Here is a 23,116-nt window from a genome sequence, read left to right as displayed (position 1 = left end):
CCGGACGGCCACGGGATGGAAGGGGTGAGCCATGCCCGGCACCCAGGGGGAGGACGAAGCCATGCGCGAGACCACCGCACTGCGCATCGGCACCGGTCTCGATGCCGTGACGGTCAGCGGCCTCACGGGAGACGAGCGGGCGGAGGTCGTCGAGTCCTGGGCCCGATGCGGTGTGGAGGCCGTGGAGCCGCCGGCCCGCGCGGATGCGCACCGCGACGCCGACGCCGCGCGTCCGTGGCTCCAGTGGCACGAGGACCTGGTGTTCCTGGCGACCTCACGGGCGATCGAGTCCGCCCGCGGCACCCACCTGCTGTTCCATGCCGCGTGCCTCGCCGCACCGGACACCGGGGCGGCGATGGTCCTGGTGGCGGCGTCCGGGACGGGCAAGACGACGGCCACGCACCGGCTGGGACCCCATTTCGCCTACCTCACCGACGAGACGGCGATCATCGCCCCGGACGGCCTGGCCGTCACCCCGTACCCCAAGCCGCTGTCCGTGCTGGGGTCACGGGGGGCGCGGCCGAAGACCCAGCGAGGCCCGGACGACCTGGGTCTCGGTCCGACCCTTCCCGACGCCCGGCTGGCCCGGATCGCCGTGCTCGACCGCGTGCGGGATCCGGCAGGCCCGGTGACGCCGCGGGCGGAGGCCATGGAACTCGTGGCGGCGCTCGAGGCGCTCGTCCCCCAGACGTCCTCCCTCGCCCGGCTCCCCCGCGGTCTCGTGACGCTCTGCCGCGTCCTCGACGCGGTCGGCGGCGCCCAACGCCTGGTCTACGCCGAAGCCGATGACCTGCGGGGCGTCGTCGACGACCTGCTGGCGGCCCCGCCCGCGTCCGTCACCCCCGCCTGGGAGGCGCTCACCGGCGAGGAGCTGCGGGCCTCGGCCGGTGCGGCGGGCCCGGGCGCGGTGGCCCGTTGCGCCGTCGACGACGGCATCCTGACCGACAGCGGCCGCCTGGTCCTGCTCGTCTCCGAACGGCTGGTCGTGCTCGATGGTGTGGGCCCGACCGTCTGGCTCCTGCTGGACGAGCCGCGGACGGCCGCCGACGTGGTGGCCCATCTCCGCGCCGAAGGGCCCGTGCCCGAGGACGCCGAGGCCCGGGTGCGGGAGGCGATGGACGCACTGATCACCGCGCAGCTGGCCACGACCGGCTGAGCCGGCCCGGAGGCGGCCGGCGCCTAGGGCGCCCCGCCCGCCGTCAGGAGATCAGTGCCCGCCCCAGTGCGTGGGCGGCCAGACGGTCACGAAGACCTCGCCGACGATGTCCTCGCGGGTGACGAAGCGGGCGCAGTCCCCGGCCTGGTCGGCGGGGATGCCGCGGCACGCGATCACGGAGTCGGCCGAGTTCGAGCGGTGGTCGCCGAGCACGAGCATCGAGTCCTCCGGCACGGTGACCGGGCCGAAGCAGCGCGCGGACATCACCTCGGACTCGCAGTCCAGCTCGTCCCGGATGAACGGCAGGTCGTTGTGGATGTACGGCTCGTCCAGGGGCTCCCCGTCCACCGTCACGGCACCCTCGGCGGTGCAGCACTCCACGGTCTGCCCCGCGGTGCCGACCACGCGCTTGACCAGCGCCTGCTCGTGCGAGCGGCCGATGCCGGTGAGGTCGCCGAACGTGCGGACGGCGTTCTCCACGGCCCCCTCCGACGACGCGGGGGCCGCCCAGTCCTCGTTCGCCGTGAAGACCACCACGTCCTGGGAGTCGGCCATCCCGTCCGGATAGGCGGTGCGGTTGACCAGCATGCGGTCCCCCACCTCGAGGGTGTTCTCCATCGAGCCGGACGGCACCGAGTACACCTTCACCCACAGGGCCTGCACCACGGCGACGACCGCGATGGCCACCACCACGTTCACCAGCAGGGAGGCCCAGAACGGCAGGCGCGGACGGCGAGGCTGCGGCGCGGCGCCCGCCTCGCCGTCGCCGTCGTCCCCGTGGGCCGGCTCGACGCGCTCGGCCATGGTCAGGCGACGCCGTCGAAGAGGCTGGTGACCGAGCCGTCCTCGAAGACCTCGCGGATCGCGCGGGCGATCAGCGGGGCGATCGAGAGCACGGTGAGGGTCTCGAAGCGCTTCTCCTCCGGGATGGGCAGGGTGTTGGTCACCACGACCTCGCGGGCACCGCACTCGCCGAGCCGCTGGGCGGCCGGGTCCGAGAACACCGCGTGCGTGGCGGCGATGATGACGTCCTTCGCGCCGGCGTCCTTGAGGATCTGCACGGCGCCGGCGATCGTGCCGCCGGTGTCGATCATGTCGTCGATCAGCACGCAGACGCGGCCCTCGACGTCCCCGACCACGGTCTTGGACTCGGCCTTGTTCGGAACGGTGAGGTCCCGGCTCTTGTGCACGAAGCCCAGCGGCACGCCGCCCAGGCGGTCCGCCCACTGCTCCGCCACGCGCACGCGGCCGGTGTCCGGGGAGACGACCGTGACCTCCTCGCCCTCCACGCTGGAGCGGATGTGGTCCGCCAGCAGCGGGATGGCGAACAGGTGGTCCACCGGGCCGTCGAAGAAGCCCTGGATCTGGGCGGTGTGCAGGTCCACGCTCATCACGCGGGAGGCGCCGGCGGTCTTGTACAGGTCCGCCACGAGGCGGGCCGAGATCGGCTCGCGGCCGCGGCCCTTCTTGTCCTGGCGGGCGTACGGGTAGAACGGCGAGACCACCGTGATGCGGCGGGCGGAGGCGCGTTTCATGGAGTCCACCATGATCAGCTGCTCCATGAGGTGGTTGTTCAGCGGCGCCGGGTGCGACTGGATGATGAACACGTCCTTGCCGCGCACCGACTCGCCCGAGCGCACGTAGATCTCGCCGTTGGCGAAGTCGTAGGCGCTCATGGGGAGCAGCTCGGTGCCCAGCTCCTCGGCGATCTCCTGCGCGAGCTCGGGGTGGGCGCGGCCCGTGGCCAGCACCAGTCGCTTGTCCTCGCTGCGGCTCAGCTCCGTCATGACGTCCTCAACATCCTTCGTCGTCTCGCGTTCCAGGACCGACAGCGGTGGGCGCCCGGCATCGGCGTCGGCCGCCCGTGGCGGCCCGGTCCTCGCACCCATCCTAGGGCGCGAGGGATCAGCCCTCGGCGTCCGCGACGGCCGCCCCGGCCGCCTCCGCGGCCTGCGCGGACGTGCTGCCGGGGCGCTTGGCGGGCACCCAGCCCTCGATGGTGCGCTGCGCCACGGCGTTCAGCGCCAGGGCACCGGCCGGGACGTCGTCGCGGACCACCGCGCCGGCACCGGTGTAGGCGCCGTCGCCCACCGAGACCGGGGCCGTGAACACCGTGTTCGAGCCGGTGCGCACGTGCGCGCCGATCACGGTGCGGTGCTTGGCGACGCCGTCGTAGTTGGCAGTGATGTTGCCGCAGCCGATGTTGGTGTACTCGCCGATCTCGGCGTCCCCGGCGTAGCCCAGGTGGGAGAGCTTGGCGCCGCGGCCCACGGTCACGTTCTTGGTCTCGTAGAACGCGCCGATCTTGCCACCCTCTCCCAACACCGTGCCCGGGCGCAGGTAGGTGAACGGGCCGACGGTCGCGCCCGCGCCGATCACGGCCTCCGTGGCGTCGGTGCGCTTCACCACGGCGCCCTCCCCCACCTGCGTGTCCGTGAGCGTGGAGTCCGGACCGACGACGGCGCCCGTGGCCACCGACGTCGCCCCGTGCAGCTGGGTGCCGGGCTTGAGCGTGACGTCCGAGTCGAGGGAGACGGTGACGTCCACCCACGTGGAGGACGGGTCGACGACCGTGACGCCCTCCTTCATCCAGCCGCGCAGCACGCGGTCGTTGAGCTGGCGGCCCAGGTCGGAGAGCTGACGGCGGTCGTTGGCGCCCTCGACCTCCCACACGTCGTCCGTGCCCACCGAGGCGACGCGGCCGCCCTCGGCGCGGGCCATGCCGAGCACGTCCGTGAGGTACTTCTCACCCTGCACGTTGTCCGTGGAGATCTCCGGCAGGGTGCGGCGCAGCAGGGCGGCGTCGAAGGCGTAGATGCCGGAGTTGACCTCGCGGATCGCCACGAAGGAGTCATCCCCCGTGGACTCGGCGTGGGCGAGGGCGTCCTTGTGCTCCATGATCCGCTCCACGAGGCCCTCGGCGTCGCGGACGATGCGGCCGTAGCCCGTGGCGTCCTCGAGGGTGGCGGTGAGCACGGTGACGGCGTTGCCGTCCGCCTCATGCTCCGCGACGAGGCGGGCGAGGGTCTCCGGGGTCAGCAGCGGGACGTCGCCGTAGGTCACCACGACGGTGCCCTCGAGGTCCGCGGGCAGGGCGGCCAGGCCCAGCTCGACGGCGCGGCCGGTGCCCGGCACGTCGTCCTGGTCGGCGATCGCCAGCGCGTCGATGCCCAGCTGGGCCGCCACCGTCTCGATGTGCTCGGCCACGCGGGCCCGCTCGTGCCGGACCACGGCCACGAGGTGCTCCGGCGCGAGTGACCAGGCCGCCGCGAGCGCGTGGCCCACGAGGGAGCGCCCCCCGATCGCGTGCATGATCTTCGGCGTCGTCGACTTCATGCGAGTGCCCTGGCCCGCGGCCAGGACGATCACGGCGGAGGGACGGGCGGACGGCTGGGACATGGGGGCTCCTGCACCGATGGGGGTCAGAGGACGGGGGTTCCGCCCCTAGGATTCGAACCTAGACCGCACGGCTCCAAAGGCCGGCGTGCTGCCATTACACCAGGGCGGAGCGCCGGACCCCAGGGGGCGGCGACGACGCCCCATTCTTCCACACAGGTCGCGCGGATCCGGGGTCAATAGGCGCCGTCGGCGGCGATCACGGCCTTGACGGTCCGCCCCAGGATCACGAGGTCGCCCAGGATGGACCAGTTCTCCACGTAGTAGAGGTCCAGGCGGACCGCCTCCTCCCACGGGAGGTCGGACCGGCCGGAGACCTGCCACAGGCCCGTGATGCCGGGCTGCACCAGGAAGCGGCGGTGCACGTACTGCTCGTAGGCCTCGACCTCGTGCGGCAGGTGGGGCCGCGGGCCCACGAGGGACATGTCCCCCCGCAGCACGTTCACGAGCTGGGGCAGCTCGTCGATGCTGGTGCGGCGGATGAGCTTGCCGACCCGGGTGATGCGCGGGTCGTCCTTCATCTTGAACAGGACGTCCGCATCCCCGCCGTCCGAGACGAGCCGCTGCCGGATCTCCTCGGCGTCCACCACCATCGAACGGAACTTGAGCATGGTGAACGGCCTGCCGCCGAGACCGATCCGCTCCTGCCGGAACAGCACCGGCCCGCCGTCCGTGGCCTTGACCGCGATCGCGACGGCGATCAGCAGCGGCGAGATGGCGATCAGGCCCAGACCCGACGCGACGACGTCGAACGCCCGCTTGGCGAACGCCTTGCCCTCGGAGAGGCGCGGGGTGGAGAGGTGGATGAGCGGCAGACCCGCGAGGGGCTGCGTGTGGAGGCGGGGTCCGGCGACGTCCACGAGGGCGGGCGCCATGATCAGGGAGACGCCGCGCTCCTGCAGCTCCCAGCCCAGGCGGCGGACGTCCCCGGGGACGAACGAGTGGCCCGAGGTGATCACCACGGCTTCGACGTCGCGCACCTCCACGAGGGCGACCACGTCCTCCACGGTGTCCAGGTCCGTGGAGACCGGTATCGGGAGGTAGTCCTCCTGCCGGGCCTTGTATCCGGGGAGAGCCGCCGCCACGGGGGCATAGCCGGCGCCGGCCTCGGAGTCGAGGGTCTGGAAGATGTGCCGGACCGCCTTCGGGCCGCCGACGAGCAGGAGCCGCCGCCGGAACCTGCCGTGGTGGCGCTGCCGCGCCACCCACCCGCGCACGAGGAACCGGCCCAGCAGGAGCAGGAGCACGCCCAGCGGCAGAGCCAGGCCCACGTAGCCGCGCGCCACTTCGAGACCTGCCGCATAGGCGAGGATCGCGACGGTGCCGAAGAGGTAGAGGGTGCCCTGCAGGACCCGCTTGTACTCCTCGCTGCCCACCCCCAGGATCCGAATGTCCCGCGAGCCCTGGATGCTCAGCGCGAGCACCCACGCCGCGCTCAGGGCGAGGCTGATGACGCTGTAGTCGACGAGTCCGGTGCCGGGGAGGGTGATGCGCCGCGGTCCGCCGAAGCGGAGCTGGGCCGAGACGAAGGTGGCGAGCAGGACCGCGACCACGTCCACGACCAGGACGAGCAGCGGAAGGCCTCGCTCCCAGGGCCGGCCCAGGACACGACCGCGGGCGGTCGAGCCCATGCGAAGCGTGGTCGACTCGTCACCGGGGCTCGCGAACACGCTCTGCTCCTCCGTCCTGACGCGGGGGGATGGTCCACGTCATGTGGGGTCGAGCACGTTGCTGTGCCCCGGCCCTCGATTATAGGACGGAAATTGTGAATTGCTGTGACGGCCGCCGCACCCTCCTGTGCGCGCCCGCCGGTCAGTCCCCTTCGGCGAGTTCAGCGGCCTGCAGCCACTCCTCCTCCAGGACGCCCAGCTGCGCGTCGAGGTCCTTCAGGTCGGCGGAGGCCGCGGTGAGGGCGTCGAAGTCCTGCGCCTGCCCCAGCTCGGCCATCCGCGCTTCGAGGCCGGACCTGCGGTCCCGGAGCCGGGTCATCTGCTTCTCGAGCCGGGCCATCTCCTTGCGGGCCAGCCGACGCTCCGCCTCGGTGGGTCCGGTGTCCTCCTCCGGTCCGCCCATGCCCGCGCACGTCCCGACGACGTCGTTGCGGCCTCGGGCCGCGCCGGGTCCCCGGGCCGGGCCGCCGGCGTCGTCCAGCGCGGCGCGCAGCTCGAGGTACTGGTCCACCCCGCCGGGCAGACCGCGGACCTTGCCGTCCCCGAGCAGGGCGACCTGGTGGTCGGTGACGCGCTCGAGCAGGTAACGGTCATGGGAGACCACCACCAGGGTCCCCGGCCACCCGTCCAGCACGTCCTCGACGGCGGCCAGGGTGTCCGTGTCCAGGTCGTTGGTCGGCTCGTCGAGCATGAGGACGTTGGGCTCACCCACGAGCAGGCGCAGCAGCTGCAGGCGCCGGCGCTCGCCGCCCGAGAGCTCCGAGACCTGAGTCCACTGCCGGGAGGTGCCGAAGCCGAGCATCTCGAGCAGCTGGCCGGAGGACATCTCGCGGTCACCGACCTGGAAGGACGAGCCTTCGCGGGCCATGACTTCGGCGACGCGCAGGTGGGCGACGTCGTCGAGCTCCTTCACGTCCTGGGTGAGGGTGGCCGAGACCACCGTCTTGCCGCGCTTCACCCGCCCCGAGTCCGGGGCGATGCGGCCGTCGAGCAGGCGCAGCAGGGTCGACTTGCCCGCACCGTTGACGCCGACCACGCCGAGCCGCTCGCCGGGCGCCAGGCGCAGGGTGACGTCGTCGAGGATCGCCTTCTCCCCCAGCGTCAGGCTCACGTGCTCGAGGTCGAGGACGTCCTTGCCGAGCCGGGCCGTGGCCATCTTCGCCAGGGACACCGAGTCGCGCGGGGCGGGGACGTCCTCGATGATGGCGTTGGCCGCCTCGATGCGGAACTTCGGCTTGGACGTGCGCGCCGGGGCGCCACGGCGCAGCCAGGCGAGCTCCTTCTTCACCAGCTGCTGACGCTTCTGCTCCGTCACCGCCGCCTGCCGGGAGCGCTCCGCGCGCGCGAGCATCCACGCGGCGTAGCCGCCGTCGAACGGGTCCACCGTGGCGTCGTGCACCTCCCACGTGCGCGTGCAGACCTCGTCGAGGAACCACCGGTCGTGGGTGACCACCACGAGGCCGCCGTCGGTGGGGCGCCAGCGCTGCTTCAGGTGGCGTGCGAGCCACGCGACGCCCTCCACGTCCAGGTGGTTGGTGGGCTCGTCGAGGAAGAGGACGTCGTCGTCCCCGGCGAGCAGACGGGCCAGGGCCACGCGACGGCGCTGGCCGCCGGAGAGGCCCCGCACGGACTGCTCGAGGTCGAAGCCGTCGAGGAGACCGCCCAGGACGTCCCGGACCTTGGGGTCTGAGGCCCACACGTGGTCGTCCACGTCCCCGACCACGGCCTGACGCACGGTGTGCTCCGGGTCGAGCCGGTCCTGCTGGTCCAGCACGCCCACGCGGACGCCGCCGCGGCGGGTGACGCGGCCCGTGTCGGGTTCCTGGAGGCCGGCGAGGATGCGCAGGAGCGTGGACTTGCCGTCGCCGTTGCGGCCCACGAGTCCGATCCGGTCCCCCTCATCCACGCCGAGGGAGAGGCCCTCGAGGACGGTGCGGGTGCCGAAGGCGATGCCGATGTTCTCGGCGCCGAGCAGGTGGGCCATGGAGGAGGTGGTCCTTTCCGGACGGAGGAGGGGTGGTCGGGTGCGGCGGGGGTGCCCGCCGGGTGTCACAGCACGTGGGCGCCGGGCACGGGGCCGTGGACGGGGAGGGCGCGCACGCCCGTGCGCTCCTCGATGGCCGAGGCCAGCCGCAGCGCGGAGGCCTCGTCCTGCGCCACGAAGAGCAGGGTGGGGCCGGAGCCGGAGACCATGCCGCGCAGCGCGCCTTCGTCCATACCGAGGTCGAGGACGTCCGAGAGCTCGGGGAACAGGACGACGGCCGGGGTCTGCAGGTCGTTGTCCATGGCGGTGGCGAGTTCGAGCGGATCGGCCGCGGTGAGGGCCCGCAGGACGGCCTCGTTCACCTCCGGACGCGTCGGCCCGTCGGACAGGTGGCCCTCCCGGCGCAGCTCGTCCAGGGTCTGGAACACCACGGGGGTGGACAGCCCGGCGTCCGCCGGGACGAGGACGAGGTGCACCGGAGTGCGGGCCGCGACGGGGGTCAGCTCCGCCCCGGTCCCGAGCCCGACGGCGGCGCCGCCCAGCACGCTGAAGGGCACGTCCGCGCCCAGCGGGGCGGCCAGCTCGGCGAGCTCGGCGCGGGTGTGTCCGGTCTCCCACAGGGCGCTGCACGCGAGCAGTGCGGCGGCCGCGTCGGCGGAGCCGCCGCCCATGCCGCCCGCGACCGGGACCTGCTTGGCGACCTCGAGGTGGACGCCGTGGGTGTCAGGATCCAGCGCGAGGGTGCGCCGCAGGTGTGCGGCGGCGCGGTGCGCGAGGTTGCGCTCGTCCCAGGGCACGTCCTGGGTGTCCACCAGACTGATGTGGCGGCCCGACGGGCCGACGGTGATCCTCCCGTCCGTGCGCGTGATCGCCGTGACGGTCTCCCGCAGGCTGACGGCGAGGTACACGGTGGCCACGGGGTGGTAGCCGTCCGCCCCGGGTGGTCCCACCCGCAGGGACAGGTTCACCTTGCCGGGGGCGCTGACCGTGACGTGCCGGGCCGTGGGGTCGAGGCCGAGGTCCTCCGTCGTCATGCGCTCACCTCCTCCGCCGCACGCCGCGGGCCGTGCTCGGCGATCCGCGCGAAGGCCGCGATGTCCAGGGCCTCGCCGCGGGCGCGCGGGTCCACGCCGGCGGCCACCAGGGCGTCCTCCGCCGCCTGCGGCGACCCCGCCCAGGAGGCGAGCGCGGCGCGCAGGGTCTTGCGGCGCTGGGCGAAGGCGGCGTCCACCACGGCGAAGACCTCCCGGCGGGGCGCGCCGCCCGCCGGCGGCTCACGCCGGGTGAAGGCGACCAGCCCGGAGTGGATGCGCGGAGCCGGCCAGAACACCTGGGTGCCGATGGTGCCCGCCTTGCGCACGTCCGCGTACCACGCCGCCTTGGCGGACGGCACGCCGTAGACCTTGGAGCCGGGCCCGGCCGCGAGACGGTCCGCGACCTCCTCCTGCACCATCACCAGGCCGTGCCGCAGCCCCGGCAGGACCGCGAGCGCGTGCAGCAGCACGGGCACGGCCACGTTGTAGGGCAGGTTCGCCACGAGCGCGGTGGGGCCGCCTGCGGCGGCGGCGGGCCGGACCTCAGCCAGGGCCTGCTCGCTCAGCGTCATGGCGTCCGCGTGCAGCACGGCGAGGGCGTCCTCCGCCCCGGGGCGGAACTCGGCGGCGGTGCGCGGCAGGCGGGCGGCGGTGACCGGGTCGATCTCGACGGCGGTGACGGCGGCGGCCGCGTCCAGCAGGCCGAGGGTGAGCGAGCCCAGACCGGGGCCGATCTCGAGCACGTGCTCGTCCGCGGTCACGCCCGCGGCCTGCACGATGCGCCGGATCGTGTTCGGGTCGATCACGAAGTTCTGGCCCCACTGCTTGGTGGGACGCAGGTCCAGCTCGGCGGCGATGCGCCGCACGTCCGCGGCGCTCAGCAGCGGGGCGGGGGCGGGGTTCGGGGAGGGCTGGACCATGCCCGCGAGTCTATCGGGGCGCCGGACAGGGTAACCGGGGCGCAGGGGCGCGGGCTCCGCTCAGGTGGAGAGGTCACCGAGCCGGACGAGCTCGCGGAACTCGGGGCTCGTCTCCTGCAGCCCGGCGAACGTGCCCTGGCCGATGATCCGCCCCTGGTCCATCAGCACGATCTGATCGCAGCGCTTGACCGTGGAGAGACGGTGGGCGACCACGATGACCGTGATCCGGCCGCGCAGCGACTCGATCACCTCGGTGACCCGGCGTTCCGTGAGGTTGTCGAGGGCCGACGTCGCCTCGTCGAGCACGAGGAGGCGGGGGCGCCGGAAGAGCGCGCGCGCGATGCCCAGGCGCTGGCGCTGGCCGCCGGAGACGCCCACGGCCCCTTCGCCGATCACGGTGTCCAGGCCGTCGGGGAGCTCGTCCAGCCACTGGCCCAGCTGGGCTTCGCGCAGCACGCGCTCCACCTCGGCCCGGTCCGCCGTCTGGGCGGCCTCGACGTCCAGGAGCACGTTGTGCAGCACCGTCCCGTTGACCACGGTGACGGACTGCGGGACGAACGCCACGTTGTCCCACCACCCCCGCGGGTTGGCCTCGAGCTCCACCCCGTCCACGTAGACCCCACCGCGCTGGGCGTGGTGGAAGCCGATGACCAGGTCCACCAGGGTGGTCTTGCCGGCACCGCTGCCGCCCACGAAGGCGTACGAGGAGCCGAAGGGGATGCGCAGGTCGATGTCGCGCAGGACCGGCTCGGTCTTGCCGGGGTAGGTGAAGGACGCGTTCCGCACCTCGATGGCCTCCTCGAACGTGACGCGCTCGTAGGGCCGGTCCGCCGCGTGCAGGACCGGCTGCGCGGCGGCGAGCTCCGCCGTCGTGCGCTCGAAGGCCGGCCAGGACGTGCGGATCTCGTTGGTGGTGGCCATGAGCGCCGCCATGGACGGCAGCACGCGGAAGCCGGCCATCGCGAGCAGGGCGAGCGAGCCGAACGCCTCCCCGCCGCGGCCCTGGAGGAAGGCCACGGCCACGAGCGCCGCGATGGCGGCCACGAAGGCGACCTCGAGCACGTAGCGCGGCATCATCGTGAGGATCATCTTGAGCCGCGTGGCTTCGGCGCTCTCCATGCGGGCGGCGCGGTACTCCTCCATGAAGGCCGAGTCGTTGCCGCGGATCTTCACGTCCTTGTAGTTCTCCAGGCCCTGCAGCGCCGCCGTGTTGGCCCGCTCCCCCGTGGTCACCAGGGTCCAGCCCAGGCGGGAGGCCGGGCGGCGGATCACGGTCTTGATCACCCAGGCGACGGCGAGGAAGTACAGGGCCATCCCGAGCCCCGTCAGCGGCATGGAGACGCCTACCACGACCGCCACCGCGACGAGCGTCACGGCCTCCGTGAGGAACGTGACGGACGCGTTCACCACGCCCGTGTAGGCCATGCTGGAGGTGCCGGTGACGTTGTTGACCAGGGTGCCGACCGTGCGCGTCAGGTGTAGGCCGTAGTCGGCCCGCAGGTAGTAGCGCAGCAGCGTGGCGGACGTGCGGATGAGGTTCTGGTTGGTGAACCCCATGGTCCACCAGCGGAACGCGAGCACCAGGATCGCCTTGAGCAGGAAGGCCAGCACGATCACGACGGCGAAGGCCACCGTCTGCTCCGGCACCGTCACGGCCCCCAACCGGGCCAGCAGCCCTTCGAGCGCCGGCGAGCCCAGCTCCCCCGAGGTCAGCAGGTTGACCAGCGGGAGGATCGAGGCGAGCGCCACCATCTCGAGGCCGGCCACGAGGACGGACCCGAGGACCACGAACACGAGGCGGATCCGCATGGGGCGGTCCACCAGGTACTGCGTTCCCTCGGGCAGCCGGGCTTTGAGGAGTCGGGTCAGCACGTCGCCCATCCTAGGGGCCGGGTCTGGATCGGCTTAGAACGAGCCGTACACCCGGGCGGTGTTCTCACTAACCGCGCGGGCGAGGGCGTCCACGCCGTCCCCGCGCGTCTCCGCCATGCCCCGCAGGGTCAGCGGGATCAGGTAGGGCGCGTTGGGGCGACCCCGATGCGGATGCGGTGTGAGGAAGGGCGCGTCCGTCTCCACGAGCAGCAGCTCGGCCGGGGCGCTCCGCAGCGCCTCGCGCAGCTCGTCGTTGGCCTTGAAGGTGACAGGACCGGCGAAGGACATGTGCCAGCCGTGCTCGGTGCACGTGCGGGCCAGATCGGGCCCGCCGGAGAAGCAGTGGAACACCACGTGCGGGGGCAGCCCGCCGTCGGCCGCCTCCTCGAGCAGGATCCGGACGACGTCGTCGTGCGCGTCCCGGTCGTGGATCTGCAGGGCTGTGCCGAGTTCGCGGGCGAGTCGGATGTGCCGGCGGAAGGACTCCTGCTGCGCCGCGTGGCCGGCCTCGTCCCGCGTCCGGAAGTAGTCGAGGCCCGTCTCGCCCACCGCGCGCACGCGGGGGTGACGGGCGAGCTCCGCGATCTGCGCGAACGCCTCCTCGAACTCGCCGCGCTCGGCCAGGCGGGCCGCGTCGTTGGGATGCAGCGCCACGGCGCCGAGCAGGCGGGGCTCGGCCTCGATCGCCGCGATCGTGAACCGGGCCGAGGCGACGTCGCAGCCCACCTGGACCGCGCCGACCACGCCCACGGCCTCCGCCGCGTCCATCGCCTGGTGGACGTCCACGCGGACCAGGCCGTCGCGGAAGTCGAGGTGCGTGTGGTTGTCCACGACGGGCACCGGCAGCGGCTCCGGTGCGGGCGGGTACTCGAGACGACGCTTGCGGCCCGACTTCTCCTCGCGGGCGTCCCGGCGCGGGCCGCCGTCGTCGTCCGGCTGCTGGGCGGGGGCGCGGTAGGCGAGCGGGGTCTCGGATGCGTGGGCCATGCACCCCACTCTAGGGAGCCGAGCCCGGGCCCCCCGACACGCCTCGGGGGCGGTATCGGGTGGTATCCGACGTGGATACCACCCGATACCGCCCCCGGAGGGAACGGCTCGGCGAAGAGGTCAGGCCTTCGCGGCCGCCCACGGGTCGGCGATGCCGATGTACTGCACCGAGGTGTACTCCTCGATGCCCTCGGCGCCGCCCTCGCGGCCCAGGCCCGACTGCTTCACGCCGCCGAACGGCGCGGCCGGGTTGGAGATGACGCCCACGTTGTAGCCCATGAGACCGAACTCGATGCTCTCGGCCACGCGGTACATGCGGGCCTGATCCTTCGTGAACACGTAGGAGGCGAGGCCGTACTCGGTGTCGTTGGCCATCTCGATGGCCTCCTCCTCGGAGGAGAAGGTCACGATCGGGGCCACCGGGCCGAAGATCTCCTGCTGGAGGATCGGGTTGCCCTTCTCCACCTTGATCGCGGTGGGCGCGTAGAAGTAGCCGTCGCCCTCGATCTTGTGGCCGCCGGTGAGCACCTCGCCGCCGGCCGCCACGGCGTCCTGGACGAGCTGGTCGATGTCGTCGCGCGCGCCCTCGTCCACGATCGGGCCGAGGGTGGACTCCGGGTCGGTGCCGCGCAGGGGCTTGAGCGCCTCGAGCTTGGCCACGAACTTCTGCGTGAACTCCTCGGCCACGTCCTCGTGCACGAGGAAGCGGTTGGCGGCGGTGCAGGCCTCGCCCATGTTGCGCATCTTCGCGGCGAAGGCGCCCTCGACGGCGGCGTCCAGGTCCGCGTCCTCGAAGACGATGAGCGGGGCGTTGCCGCCGAGCTCCATGGAGGTGCGCAGCACGTTGTCCGCCGCGTCCTTCATGAGGCGCACACCGACCGGCGTGGAACCGGTGAAGGACACCTTGCGCAGCCGCCGGTCCTGCAGGATCGGGCTGGAGATCGACGAGGCGGAGGAGCCCGCCACGACGTTGAGCACGCCCTTGGGCAGGCCGGCCTCCTGCATCACCTGCGCGAACAGCTGGGTGGTCAGCGGGGTCAGCTTGGCGGCCTTGAGGACCATGGTGCAGCCGGCGGCGACGGCGGGGCCCACCTTGCGGGTGGCCATGGCCAGCGGGAAGTTCCACGGGGTGATCAGCAGGCACGGGCCCACCGGGCGATGGTGCACCTGCATGCGCAGGGTGCCCTCGGGCACGGTCAGGGTGCGGCCGTAGTGGCGCCCGGCCTCCTCGGAGAACCAGCGCAGGAAGCCGTTGCCGTACGTGACCTCGCCGCGGGCCTCGGCGAGCGGCTTGCCCATCTCGAGGGTCATCAACAGCGCGAAGTCCTCGGCGCGCTCGTTGATCAGGTCGTAGGCGCGGCGCAGGATGTCGGCGCGCTCCTTGGCCGGGGTGCGGGCCCAGTCGGCCTGCGCGGCGCAGGCGGCGTCGAAGGCAGCCATGGCGTCGTCGGAGTTCGCGTCCTGCAGGCTCGCGATGACCTTGCCGGTGGCCGGGTCCTTCACGTCGAAGGTCTTGCCGGAGGAGGCATCGCGCCACTCGCCGTCGATCAGCAGGCCGGTGGGGACGGACTCCAGCAGCGCCTTCTCGCGCTCAGCGGTCACGGTCATGATGCACCTCTTTCGGGGTCGGTGGTCGGAGGCGGCACGCCCCGCGTCCCTCAGGGGAACGGGTGGACGGCCACGGGTATTCCGACGCCGTCCGGCGGCGGTCGGCAGCGGCTCCACGGCTGATCCTAGCCAGGCCCCGGGGCCGCGCCTCCGCGCGTGAGCATCTGTGTAGCCGGGGACGTGTCAGCCCCGGGCCGCGAGCACCGCCTGATAGAGCTCCCGGCTCCGCATCCCGTGGGCTCCGGCCACCGCCGCCACGGCCTCCTTCAACCGGGTGCCGGACTCCACCAGCACCGCCACCTCGGCGACGGCGTCTGCCTCGGACGCCTCGCCCTCGGCGCCGGGCGCGGCCGGCCCGATCACCAGCACGATCTCCCCGCGGATCCCCTCCCCGGCGTGCCGTTCGGCAGCCCAGGCATGCACCTCGGCCGCGGTGCCGCGCACCACCTCCTCGTGCAGCTTGGTGAGCTCGCGGGCCACGCACACCGGCCGCTCCGCGCCCAGGACCTCCACGACGACGGCCAGCGCGTCCGCCAGACGCTGCGGCGACTCGAAGGCGACCACGGTCCGCGCCTCGGTCAGCAGGGAGGTGAGCCATCGCCGTCGTTCCCCGTCCTTGCGGGGGACGAAGCCGTCGAAGGCGAACCGGTCCGTCGGCAGGCCGGACAGGGCGAGCGCGGTGGTCACGGCGGAGGGGCCGGGTGCGCAGGTCACGGGCAGCCCTGCGGACACCGCGGCCGCCACGAGCCGATAGCCCGGGTCCGAGACCGTGGGCATGCCCGCGTCCGAGACCACCGCCACCGTGGCACCGCCCCGCACCTGGTCCAGCAGCCCCTGGGTGGAGGCCGCCTCGTTGTGCTCGTGATGGGCCACCACCCTGCCCGTCGGGGTGACGCCCAGACCGGCGCACAGGCGCCGCGCGGTCCGGGTGTCCTCGGCGGCGATCACGTCCGCCTCCGCCAGCAGCTCGCGCAGGCGCGCGGACGCGTCCCCGAGGTTGCCGATGGGGGTGGCGGCCAGGACGATGCGGCCGGACGGGGACGGCAGATCAGTCGGTCTCGGGGTCATGTGTCAAGATCGTAGAGGCACCGCCCCGAGCCCGCCCGGGCCCACGCCTCTCCGGAAGGTCAGGACCATGCCCGTCGAGCCCCGCATCTGCATCACGTCCGGTGGCGACGAGATCCGCCTGCGCTCCTACATCAATCACGCGATCTACGCTCGAGAGCACGGGCTGGACTACCGGCTTGAGACGGGCATCGACCCGCATATCGTCACCAAGTTCGACTACAAGGTCGCCATCCTCCGCCGGCTGCTCCCGCGTTATGACTGGCTCGTGTGGATGGACGACGATGCCTTCTTCACCGACTTCGAGGCGGACAACCTCCGACGCCTGATCTCCGAGGCCGAACGTGACGACATCAGCCTGGTCATCGCCGAGGGGCCCACAGAGCCGAACGGGTTCTGGTCACGCATCAACACCGGGGTCATGCTGCTCCGGAACGACGAGACGGCGCGCACGATCGTGGAGTCGACCTCGACCGCGGACCTGGCCACGGTCCGGGCCTGGTGGGACGACGATCGCGACGGTCTCTTCACCCACGGCGACCAGGACCAGATGTGGTGGGCCATCCAGACGGGCGGGCACCCCGAGCGCGTCCGGGTCGTCGGCCACCGAGAGCTGAACTCGCGCGGGCACTACTACGAGGACTCCCTGACGGACGCGTTCGTCATGCACTTCACGGGTCATCCGGACAAGGAACTCGGCATCGCCCGCTTCGCCGACCGCTTCGACATCGGACAGGAGATCGTCCCTGAGCCGCTCCTGGACAAGTATCACGTCAGAGTGCGCAGCCCCCTGAGCGGCGCCCGCCGTGCCTGGCGGGAACGCTCGGTGGACACGCTGGCAGCGGTCAAGTTCCGGCTCCGCCCCCACAAGGACCGGATCCGGCACGTCGCAGGGTTCCTCCCGCCCGCCGTGCGCCGCCGGTGGCCGCTCGGCCACGTCTGAGAGCAGACCGCACGTCGAGGAGGCCTGCTCCACCCGCCCCCTAGCATGGAGCCCGTGCCCGCCACCGCCCTCGCCCCCCACCCCGCCGCCGTCGCGGTCGACGACGGCCCCTTCGGCGTCGCCGCCCTGCGCGCCCGCCTCGGAGTGGCCGCGGCACCCCTGACGCGGTGGCACTGGATCCTGCCGCTGCTGGTCACGGTGATCGCCGGCGTCCTGCGGTTCACGAACCTGGCCCACCCGGACCAGCTGATCTTCGACGAGACCTACTACCCCAAGGACGCCTACTCCCTCCTGGAGTCCGGCTACGAGCGGCGGTGGGCCGAGGACGTCAACGACGCGTTCGCGCGCGGCGAGGCGGAGCCGCTCGAGGGGGCCGCCTACGTGGTGCACCCGCCGCTGGGCAAGTGGCTGATCGGCCTGGGCATGCTCGCGTTCGGCCCGGACAACGGGGTGGGCTGGCGATTCAGCGCCGCGGTGGCCGGCACGCTGTCCGTCCTGCTGGTCGCCCTCGCCACGCAGCACCTGCTGCGCTCGGTGTCCCTGGGCGCGGTCGCCGGGCTGCTGCTGGCCGTGGAGGGCCACCACCTGGTGATGTCCCGCATCGGGCTGCTGGACATCTTCCTCTCGTTCTTCGTGCTCGCGGCCTTCGCCGCGCTGCTGGCGGACCGCGTGCACGGGCGGCGGCTGCTCGCGGAGCGGCTCGCCCACGACGTCGCCCGGCGGGGACGCGACGCCCTGGCCAGCGGGCCGTGGCTCGGCTGGCGCCCATGGCGACTGCTGGCGGGCGTGCTGCTGGGCGCCGGCTGCGCCGTGAAGCTCTCCGGGCTGGCGTTCATGGCGGCCTTCGGCCTGCTCACGGTCCTGTGGGACATGTCCGCGCGCCGGACCGCCGGGGTGCGGCGTTGGGCGTGGGCCGGCGTCGAGAAGGACGGCCTGTACGCGTTCGTGGCCGTGGTGGGCGGCGGCCTGGTCGCCTACCTGGCCTCGTGGACCGGCTGGTTCGTCACGGAGGGCGGCTACTACCGGGACTGGCACCGGGACAACCCTCCGGAGGGCCTGCTCGCCGGGCTGGTCCCCGGCCCGCTGCGCTCCCTGTGGCACTACCACGTGGAGTCCACGACCTTCCACCAGGGCCTCACCAGCCCCCACGACTACGCCGCCAACCCGTGGACCTGGCCGTTCATGGGCCGGCCCGTGAGCTACTACTACGAAGGAGCAGAGCCCGGCGAGGGGATCTGCCCGGCGGACGCCGCGGGCGCGTGCTCGTCGGCCATCACGGACATCGCCAACCCGTTCGTGTGGTGGACCGGCCTGGCCGCCGTCCTCGTGTGCGTGTGGCTGCTGGTGCACCACCGGGACTGGCGGGCCGGCGCCCTGCTCGGCGCCTACGCGGCCGGGCAGCTGGTGTGGTTCCTGTGGCCCGAGCGGACCATGTTCTTCTTCTACACGATCGCCTATGAGCCCTTCCTCGTGATGATGATCGCCCTGGCGCTCTCGCTGCTGCTCCGGCCGGGCCGCCGGCCCGGGCCCCGCTGGGGCTCGGCCCTGGTGCTGGCGTACGTGACGATCGCCGTCGCCGTGTCCCTGTTCTTCCTGCCCGTCTGGATCGGCGACGTCATCCCGTACGACCAGTGGCGCTGGCGGATGTGGTTCAGCAGCTGGATCTGACGGCCGCGTCCCGGGCGCGGGTGTGCCGACCGCGCGCCGCACGCCCGGAAATGGATACGCTCGGACCGTGCAGAACCAGAGCCCCGTCCATGAGTCCGCCACCGAGCTCGTCGGCATGCCGCCGGCGGACTCCACCATCACGGACCTGATCGTCGCCTCCTGTGCCGACCGGCCGGACGCCCCCGTGTACGCCGTGCGCAACGGCGCGGGCGGCTGGGTGGACGTCCACTTCACCGCGTTCCTCACCCAGGTGCGCGTCGTGGCGGCCGGCCTCATCGCCCGCGGCGTCCAGCCCGGGGACCGAGTGGGCCTGTTCTCCCCCACCTCCTACGCGTGGGCCGTCCTCGACCAGGCCGTGTGGTTCGCCGGCGCCGTGTCCGTGCCGATCTACGAGACCTCCTCCGCCCACCAGGTGGAGCACATCGTCACGGACTCGGGGCTGCGGGTGGTCGCCGTCGGCAGCGAGGAGCTCGGCGAGCGTGTCGCCGAGGCCGCCGGGCACGCGGGCGTGGACGTGGCGACGTTCCCGCTGACGGACGCCGGACTGGCGGAGCTGGCCGAGGCCGGCGCGTTCGTGTCGGACGACGCCGTCGAGCACGCCCGCTCCCTGGCGACCCTCGCCAGCCCCGCCTCGATCGTCTACACCTCCGGCACCACCGGCCGCCCGAAGGGCGCCGTGATCACGCACGGCAACTTCGTGGGCGCGGCCATCAACGTGCTGCACTTCGCGCGCGAGGTGGTCCAGTGGTCCCCGGAGACGACGACGTCGCGCACCCTGCTCTTCCTCCCGCTGGCCCACGTGCTCGCCCACGCCGTCCAGGTCATCTGCCTGTACGCCCGCATCCAGGTGGCCCACTCCGGTTCCCCGGCCACGCTGCTCGGCGACCTCGCCTCCTTCCACCCCACGTGGCTGCTGGCCGTGCCGCGCGTGTTCGAGAAGGTCGAGGCCGGCATCGAGGCCAAGGCCCAGAAGGGCGGCACCGGGCCGATCTACGCGGCCGCCAAGCGCACCGCCATCGAGTGGTCCACGGCCGTGGACGAGGCCGAGTTCGAGGACGGCCCCGGCCCCTCGGCCCTGCTGCGCGCCCGGCGTGCGCTGTTCGACCGGCTGGTCTACCGCAAGATCCGAGAGGCCCTCGGCGGCGAGGTGATCTCGTGCGTGTCCGGCGCGTCCGCCCTCTCCCCGGAGCTGGCGCACTTCTTCCGCGGCGCCGGCATCCCGATCGTGGAGGGCTACGGCCTCACGGAGACCACCGCGCCGGCCACCGTGAACATCCCCGGCGCGCACCGCGTGGGCACCGTGGGCCTGCCCGTGGCCGGGGTGACGGTGAAGATCGCCGAGGACGGCGAGATCCTCATCCGCGGCCCCGTGGTGTTCGACGGCTACCACGGCATGCCCAAGGCGTCGGCGGAGGCCATGGAGGACGACTTCTTCCGCACCGGGGACATCGGCGCGCTGGACGAGCACGGCTTCCTGCGGATCACCGGCCGCAAGAAGGACGTGATCATCACCGCCGGCGGCAAGAACGTGTACCCCACGCCCATGGAGGAGGCGCTGCGCCAGCACCGGCTCATCGAGCACGTCGTGGTGGTCGGGGAGAACCGCCCGTTCGTGGGCGCCCTCATCACCCTGGACGCCGAGGCCCTCACCCAGTGGGCCCTGGACCGCGAGCTCAGCCTCACGCCGGCCGAGGCCGCGACGGACCCCACCGTGCTGGCCTCGATCCAGGAGGCGGTGGACCAGGTCAACGCGGGCGTCTCCCGCGCCGAGTCCATCCGCCGCTTCCGCGTCCTGGACCACCCGTTCACCGAGGACTCCGGGCACGTCACCCAGTCCCAGAAGCTCAAGCGGACCCAGGTGATCGAGGACCACGCCGAGGACGTCGAGGCCCTCTACCGCCGCTGACCCCGCCCCCGGACGACGACGGGCCGGGAGGACGCCTCGTCCTCCCGGCCCGTTCCCCGTGCCGTCCGGCGGCGGTCAGCGCACCACGGCGTCGTCCTCCCGGGCCCACCGCAGGCGGGTGCGCAGCAGCTGCTCGCGGCGGTCCGCGCTCAGCTCACGACGGCGTCGCGTGGGCCACGTGACCACGAGCGTCACGAGGGACGCCAGCAGGGTCACCAGCCCGACCACCACGGCCGCGTCCACCCAGAACTGCTCGGGGTAGAGGCGGATGAGGGCGTCCCGCACGGAGAACGTCCACGTGCCGTCCGCGAAGAACAGCGAGTGGAACCCGGCGAAGAACGTCTCCCAGCCCAGCACCGCCATGACCGCGAGCGCGATCACCGCCAGCGGCAGCCACACGGCGCCGGCGAACAGGGCGCGGCGCACCCCGCCGGGGCTGGTGCGCAGCAGGGACGCGATGAGCAGGACGCACACCACCACGAGCACCACGAGCGCCGCGGTGGCGATCCACAGCACGGTCTTCACGTCCGTCATGTGGTCGACCTCGACCTCGGTGAACAGCGGCGCGCCCTGGTGCGTGAGGCTGCTGAGGTACCGCGGGCCGGCCAGGTTGGTCACGTAGTCCAGCCCGGCGGAGCCGTAGTGCATGCGGTCGGCGAGGGTGAAGCCGAACCGGTCCGCGGGGAACCCGGGCCGGTGGTACTCCAGCCACAGGAACACCGGGCTCGCCACGAGGCGGACGGCGGCCAGCAACAGGGCGAGCGGGGCGAGGATCGCCAGCAGCACCTGCGCCAGGCGCGGGCCCGCCTTGGGCAGGCGCGCGCGCTCCTCCGGCGTGGGCCCCTGCAGGGCCCCCGCCTGCGCCACGGGGGCGGCGGTGCCGTCCTCGGGGTAGCGGTCGACCGGGGCGGCTGCGCTCGACCCCGCCGGGCGGGCCCCGACGGCGGCGCTCAACGGGCCGAGCTCGTCGGCGCCGGGCAGCGGCCGGCGGTCGCCTTCGGGCACGGCCCGGGAGGCGACGATGTCGCGGTCAGCCTCCGGGGCCGGCCGGCCGGTGTCGCGTCGGTCCGCGGCCGCCGCGTCCCCGCCGCGCAGTGCGGCGAGGTCCTCGGGACTGAGCGCCGAGGTGTGCTGGGCGCCGCCGTCGTCGTCCCGGCCCAGGGCGGGCAGCGCCTGGGTGCGGTTCGGATCGTCGGCGGCGTCGTCCTCGACGAACGCGCCGTAGTCCAGCCCGGATTCGAAGTCCTCCGCCCCGGCGCGCTCGTCGCGCCCGCGGCCGGCCTGATGGGAAGCCATGCTCGTGCCTCTCTCGAGTGGGTCCGTCCGCCCGCGGGCGCCGGGGATCAGTAGCGGTAGTGGTCGGCCTTGTAGGGGCCGGCCACGTCGACGCCGAGGTACTCGGCCTGGGCCTTGGTCAGCTCGGTCAGCCCGACGCCGAGGGCGTCCAGGTGCAGGCGGGCGACCTTCTCGTCCAGCACCTTGGGCAGCGTGTAGACGCGCTTCTCGTAGTGCTCGCCGGTCAGGGCGCCGGTGCCCGTGGAGCCGCCGAAGAGCTCGATCTGCGCCATCACCTGGTTGGTGAAGGACGCGCTCATCACGAACGAGGGGTGGCCGGTGGCGTTGCCGAGGTTCAGCAGGCGACCCTCGGAGAGCACGATGATGCTGCGCTCGGCCTCCGTGCCGCCGTCCAGGGTCCACTCGTGGACCTGCGGCTTGATCTCCGTCTTCACGACGCCGGGGATGCGGGCCAGGCCGGCCATGTCGATCTCGTTGTCGAAGTGGCCGACGTTGCCCACGATGGCCTTGTCCTTCATGGCGGCCATGTGCTCGGCCATGATGATGTCCTTGCCGCCGGTGGTGGTGACGAAGATGTCGCCCTCGCCCACCACGTCCTCGAGGCGGGCCACCTGGTAGCCGTCCATCGCGGCCTGCAGCGCGCAGATCGGGTCGATCTCCGTGACGATCACGCGGGCGCCCTGGCCGCGCAGGGCCTCGGCGGCGCCCTTGCCGACGTCGCCGTAGCCGCAGACCACGGCCACCTTGCCGCCGATCAGCACGTCCGTGGCGCGCATGATGCCGTCCGGCAGGGAGTGGCGGATGCCGTACTTGTTGTCGAACTTGGACTTGGTCACGGCGTCGTTCACGTTGATCGCCGGGAAGAGCAGGCGGCCCTCCTGCGCCAGCTGGTAGAGGCGCAGCACGCCCGTGGTGGTCTCCTCGGAGACGCCGCGCAGGGTGCCGGCGGTCCGGGTCCAGTGCTGCGGGTCGCGGGCCAGCGAGCGGCGCAGCGTCTCGAGGATGATCCGGTACTCCTCGGGGTCGTCCTCGGTGGCGCTGGGCACGGCGCCCGCGGCCTCGAACTCGACGCCCTTGTGCACCAGCAGGGTGGCGTCGCCGCCGTCGTCCAGGATCATGTTGGGGCCGCGCTCCGGATCCTCGTCCGCGCCCGGCCAGGTGAGGATCTGCGAGGCGGTCCACCAGTAGTCCTCGAGGGACTCGTTCTTCCAGGCGAACACCGGCACGCCCTGCGGGTCCTCGGGGGTGCCCGAGCCCACGACGACGGCGGCGGCGGCCTCGTCCTGCGTGGAGAAGATGTTGCAGGAGGCCCACCGGACCTCGGCGCCGAGCGCGATGAGGGTCTCGATGAGCACGGCGGTCTGCACGGTCATGTGCAGGGAGCCGGCGATGCGGGCGCCCTTCAGCGGCTGGGCCTCCCCGTACTCCTCGCGCAGGGACATCAGCCCCGGCATCTCGTGCTCGGCCAGGCGGATCTGGTGGCGGCCCGCCTCGGCCAGGGACAGGTCCCGGACCGTGAAGTCGAACGAGGCACCGGGCACGGTGGTGCGGTTGGCGAAGGCCGGGTCGACGTCGGGGGTGCGGAACTCTGCGGAGGTCTCAGTCATGCCC

The 23,116-nt window shown here is 72.9% G+C and carries 17 protein-coding genes and 1 tRNA gene; 4 read left to right on the top strand and 14 right to left on the bottom strand.

Annotated features, from left to right (window positions below):
* Window positions 1-31: 31 nt before the first annotated feature.
* Window positions 32-1,156, top strand: a complete 1,125-nt coding sequence (locus ACUXPL_RS09950; protein WP_454183574.1) for a PqqD family peptide modification chaperone — start codon at window positions 32-34, stop codon at window positions 1,154-1,156.
* Between the two features lie 51 nt (window positions 1,157-1,207).
* On the opposite strand, the gene lepB is transcribed toward ACUXPL_RS09950, so the two are convergent.
* The 12 genes from lepB to rsmI all read right to left on the bottom strand — a co-directional run bounded on the left by lepB (window position 1,208) and on the right by rsmI (window position 15,695).
* Window positions 1,208-1,960 (bottom strand): signal peptidase I, encoded by a 753-nt coding sequence (gene lepB, locus ACUXPL_RS09945; RefSeq protein ID WP_454183572.1) that lies wholly within the window; start codon window positions 1,958-1,960, stop codon window positions 1,208-1,210.
* A gap of 2 nt (window positions 1,961-1,962) precedes the next feature.
* Window positions 1,963-2,943, bottom strand: a complete 981-nt coding sequence (locus tag ACUXPL_RS09940; protein WP_020627447.1) for a ribose-phosphate diphosphokinase — start codon at window positions 2,941-2,943, stop codon at window positions 1,963-1,965.
* 118 nt (window positions 2,944-3,061) lie between these two features.
* Window positions 3,062-4,555, bottom strand: coding sequence for a bifunctional UDP-N-acetylglucosamine diphosphorylase/glucosamine-1-phosphate N-acetyltransferase GlmU (gene glmU / locus ACUXPL_RS09935; RefSeq protein WP_454183570.1), 1,494 nt, complete (start codon window positions 4,553-4,555; stop codon window positions 3,062-3,064).
* Window positions 4,556-4,592: 37 nt separating this feature from the next.
* Window positions 4,593-4,664 (bottom strand) — tRNA-Gln (locus ACUXPL_RS09930).
* Between the two features lie 64 nt (window positions 4,665-4,728).
* Entirely contained in the window at window positions 4,729-6,222 is a 1,494-nt protein-coding gene (locus ACUXPL_RS09925) for a sugar transferase (RefSeq protein WP_454183568.1), read from the bottom strand.
* A gap of 142 nt (window positions 6,223-6,364) precedes the next feature.
* Window positions 6,365-8,206 (bottom strand): ABC-F family ATP-binding cassette domain-containing protein, encoded by a 1,842-nt coding sequence (locus ACUXPL_RS09920; RefSeq protein WP_454183566.1) that lies wholly within the window; start codon window positions 8,204-8,206, stop codon window positions 6,365-6,367.
* A 65-nt stretch (window positions 8,207-8,271) separates the two neighbouring features.
* Window positions 8,272-9,240 (bottom strand): 4-(cytidine 5'-diphospho)-2-C-methyl-D-erythritol kinase, encoded by a 969-nt coding sequence (locus tag ACUXPL_RS09915; RefSeq protein ID WP_454183564.1) that lies wholly within the window; start codon window positions 9,238-9,240, stop codon window positions 8,272-8,274.
* Window positions 9,237-10,160: a 16S rRNA (adenine(1518)-N(6)/adenine(1519)-N(6))-dimethyltransferase RsmA gene (rsmA, locus tag ACUXPL_RS09910; RefSeq protein ID WP_454183562.1), complete on the bottom strand. Its 924-nt coding sequence runs from the start codon at window positions 10,158-10,160 to the stop codon at window positions 9,237-9,239. The genes ACUXPL_RS09915 and rsmA overlap by 4 nt, the downstream gene beginning before the upstream one ends.
* A gap of 60 nt (window positions 10,161-10,220) precedes the next feature.
* Window positions 10,221-12,041 carry an ABC transporter ATP-binding protein gene (locus tag ACUXPL_RS09905; RefSeq protein ID WP_454183560.1) on the bottom strand — a complete coding sequence of 607 codons (1,821 nt, stop codon included), beginning with the start codon at window positions 12,039-12,041 and terminating at the stop codon, window positions 10,221-10,223.
* A 24-nt stretch (window positions 12,042-12,065) separates the two neighbouring features.
* A complete protein-coding gene (locus tag ACUXPL_RS09900; protein ID WP_454183558.1) occupies window positions 12,066-13,019 on the bottom strand; it encodes a TatD family hydrolase in 954 nt (317 codons plus the stop codon).
* A 120-nt stretch (window positions 13,020-13,139) separates the two neighbouring features.
* Complete coding sequence (locus ACUXPL_RS09895) at window positions 13,140-14,627, bottom strand: NAD-dependent succinate-semialdehyde dehydrogenase (protein ID WP_065573326.1); 1,488 nt, start codon at window positions 14,625-14,627, stop codon at window positions 13,140-13,142.
* Between the two features lie 183 nt (window positions 14,628-14,810).
* Complete coding sequence (gene rsmI, locus ACUXPL_RS09890) at window positions 14,811-15,695, bottom strand: 16S rRNA (cytidine(1402)-2'-O)-methyltransferase (RefSeq protein WP_454183556.1); 885 nt, start codon at window positions 15,693-15,695, stop codon at window positions 14,811-14,813.
* Window positions 15,696-15,762: 67 nt separating this feature from the next.
* Between rsmI and ACUXPL_RS09885 the strand changes: the two genes are divergently transcribed.
* The 3 genes from ACUXPL_RS09885 to ACUXPL_RS09875 all read left to right on the top strand — a co-directional run bounded on the left by ACUXPL_RS09885 (window position 15,763) and on the right by ACUXPL_RS09875 (window position 20,209).
* Window positions 15,763-16,635 (top strand): hypothetical protein, encoded by an 873-nt coding sequence (locus ACUXPL_RS09885; RefSeq protein ID WP_454183555.1) that lies wholly within the window; start codon window positions 15,763-15,765, stop codon window positions 16,633-16,635.
* A 54-nt stretch (window positions 16,636-16,689) separates the two neighbouring features.
* Window positions 16,690-18,303: a dolichyl-phosphate-mannose--protein mannosyltransferase gene (locus ACUXPL_RS09880; RefSeq protein ID WP_454183553.1), complete on the top strand. Its 1,614-nt coding sequence runs from the start codon at window positions 16,690-16,692 to the stop codon at window positions 18,301-18,303.
* 67 nt (window positions 18,304-18,370) lie between these two features.
* Complete coding sequence (locus ACUXPL_RS09875) at window positions 18,371-20,209, top strand: AMP-dependent synthetase/ligase (protein ID WP_454183551.1); 1,839 nt, start codon at window positions 18,371-18,373, stop codon at window positions 20,207-20,209.
* Between the two features lie 75 nt (window positions 20,210-20,284).
* On the opposite strand, the gene ACUXPL_RS09870 is transcribed toward ACUXPL_RS09875, so the two are convergent.
* Window positions 20,285-21,505 (bottom strand): TIGR01906 family membrane protein, encoded by a 1,221-nt coding sequence (locus ACUXPL_RS09870; RefSeq protein WP_454183549.1) that lies wholly within the window; start codon window positions 21,503-21,505, stop codon window positions 20,285-20,287.
* 47 nt (window positions 21,506-21,552) lie between these two features.
* Window positions 21,553-23,112, bottom strand: a complete 1,560-nt coding sequence (ahcY, locus tag ACUXPL_RS09865) for an adenosylhomocysteinase (protein WP_225348319.1) — start codon at window positions 23,110-23,112, stop codon at window positions 21,553-21,555.
* Between the last annotated feature and the right edge of the window lie 4 nt (window positions 23,113-23,116).

This window comes from Micrococcus sp. 140720015-1 (genome assembly GCF_053627595.1).
Note: the sequence above shows the minus strand (reverse complement) of the source record. Positions and strands in the feature narration are given on the sequence as shown.

Coding starts and splice junctions, on each gene's coding strand:
- ACUXPL_RS09950 (WP_454183574.1), top strand. CDS start 32: ATGCCCGGCACCCAGGGGGAGGACGAAGCCATGCGCGAGACCACCGCA.
- lepB (WP_454183572.1), bottom strand. CDS start 1,960: ATGGCCGAGCGCGTCGAGCCGGCCCACGGGGACGACGGCGACGGCGAG.
- ACUXPL_RS09940 (WP_020627447.1), bottom strand. CDS start 2,943: ATGACGGAGCTGAGCCGCAGCGAGGACAAGCGACTGGTGCTGGCCACG.
- glmU (WP_454183570.1), bottom strand. CDS start 4,555: ATGTCCCAGCCGTCCGCCCGTCCCTCCGCCGTGATCGTCCTGGCCGCG.
- ACUXPL_RS09920 (WP_454183566.1), bottom strand. CDS start 8,206: ATGGCCCACCTGCTCGGCGCCGAGAACATCGGCATCGCCTTCGGCACC.
- ACUXPL_RS09915 (WP_454183564.1), bottom strand. CDS start 9,240: ATGACGACGGAGGACCTCGGCCTCGACCCCACGGCCCGGCACGTCACG.
- rsmA (WP_454183562.1), bottom strand. CDS start 10,160: ATGGTCCAGCCCTCCCCGAACCCCGCCCCCGCCCCGCTGCTGAGCGCC.
- ACUXPL_RS09905 (WP_454183560.1), bottom strand. CDS start 12,041: ATGGGCGACGTGCTGACCCGACTCCTCAAAGCCCGGCTGCCCGAGGGA.
- ACUXPL_RS09900 (WP_454183558.1), bottom strand. CDS start 13,019: ATGGCCCACGCATCCGAGACCCCGCTCGCCTACCGCGCCCCCGCCCAG.
- ACUXPL_RS09895 (WP_065573326.1), bottom strand. CDS start 14,627: ATGACCGTGACCGCTGAGCGCGAGAAGGCGCTGCTGGAGTCCGTCCCC.
- rsmI (WP_454183556.1), bottom strand. CDS start 15,695: ATGACCCCGAGACCGACTGATCTGCCGTCCCCGTCCGGCCGCATCGTC.
- ACUXPL_RS09885 (WP_454183555.1), top strand. CDS start 15,763: ATGCCCGTCGAGCCCCGCATCTGCATCACGTCCGGTGGCGACGAGATC.
- ACUXPL_RS09870 (WP_454183549.1), bottom strand. CDS start 21,505: ATGGCTTCCCATCAGGCCGGCCGCGGGCGCGACGAGCGCGCCGGGGCG.
- ahcY (WP_225348319.1), bottom strand. CDS start 23,112: ATGACTGAGACCTCCGCAGAGTTCCGCACCCCCGACGTCGACCCGGCC.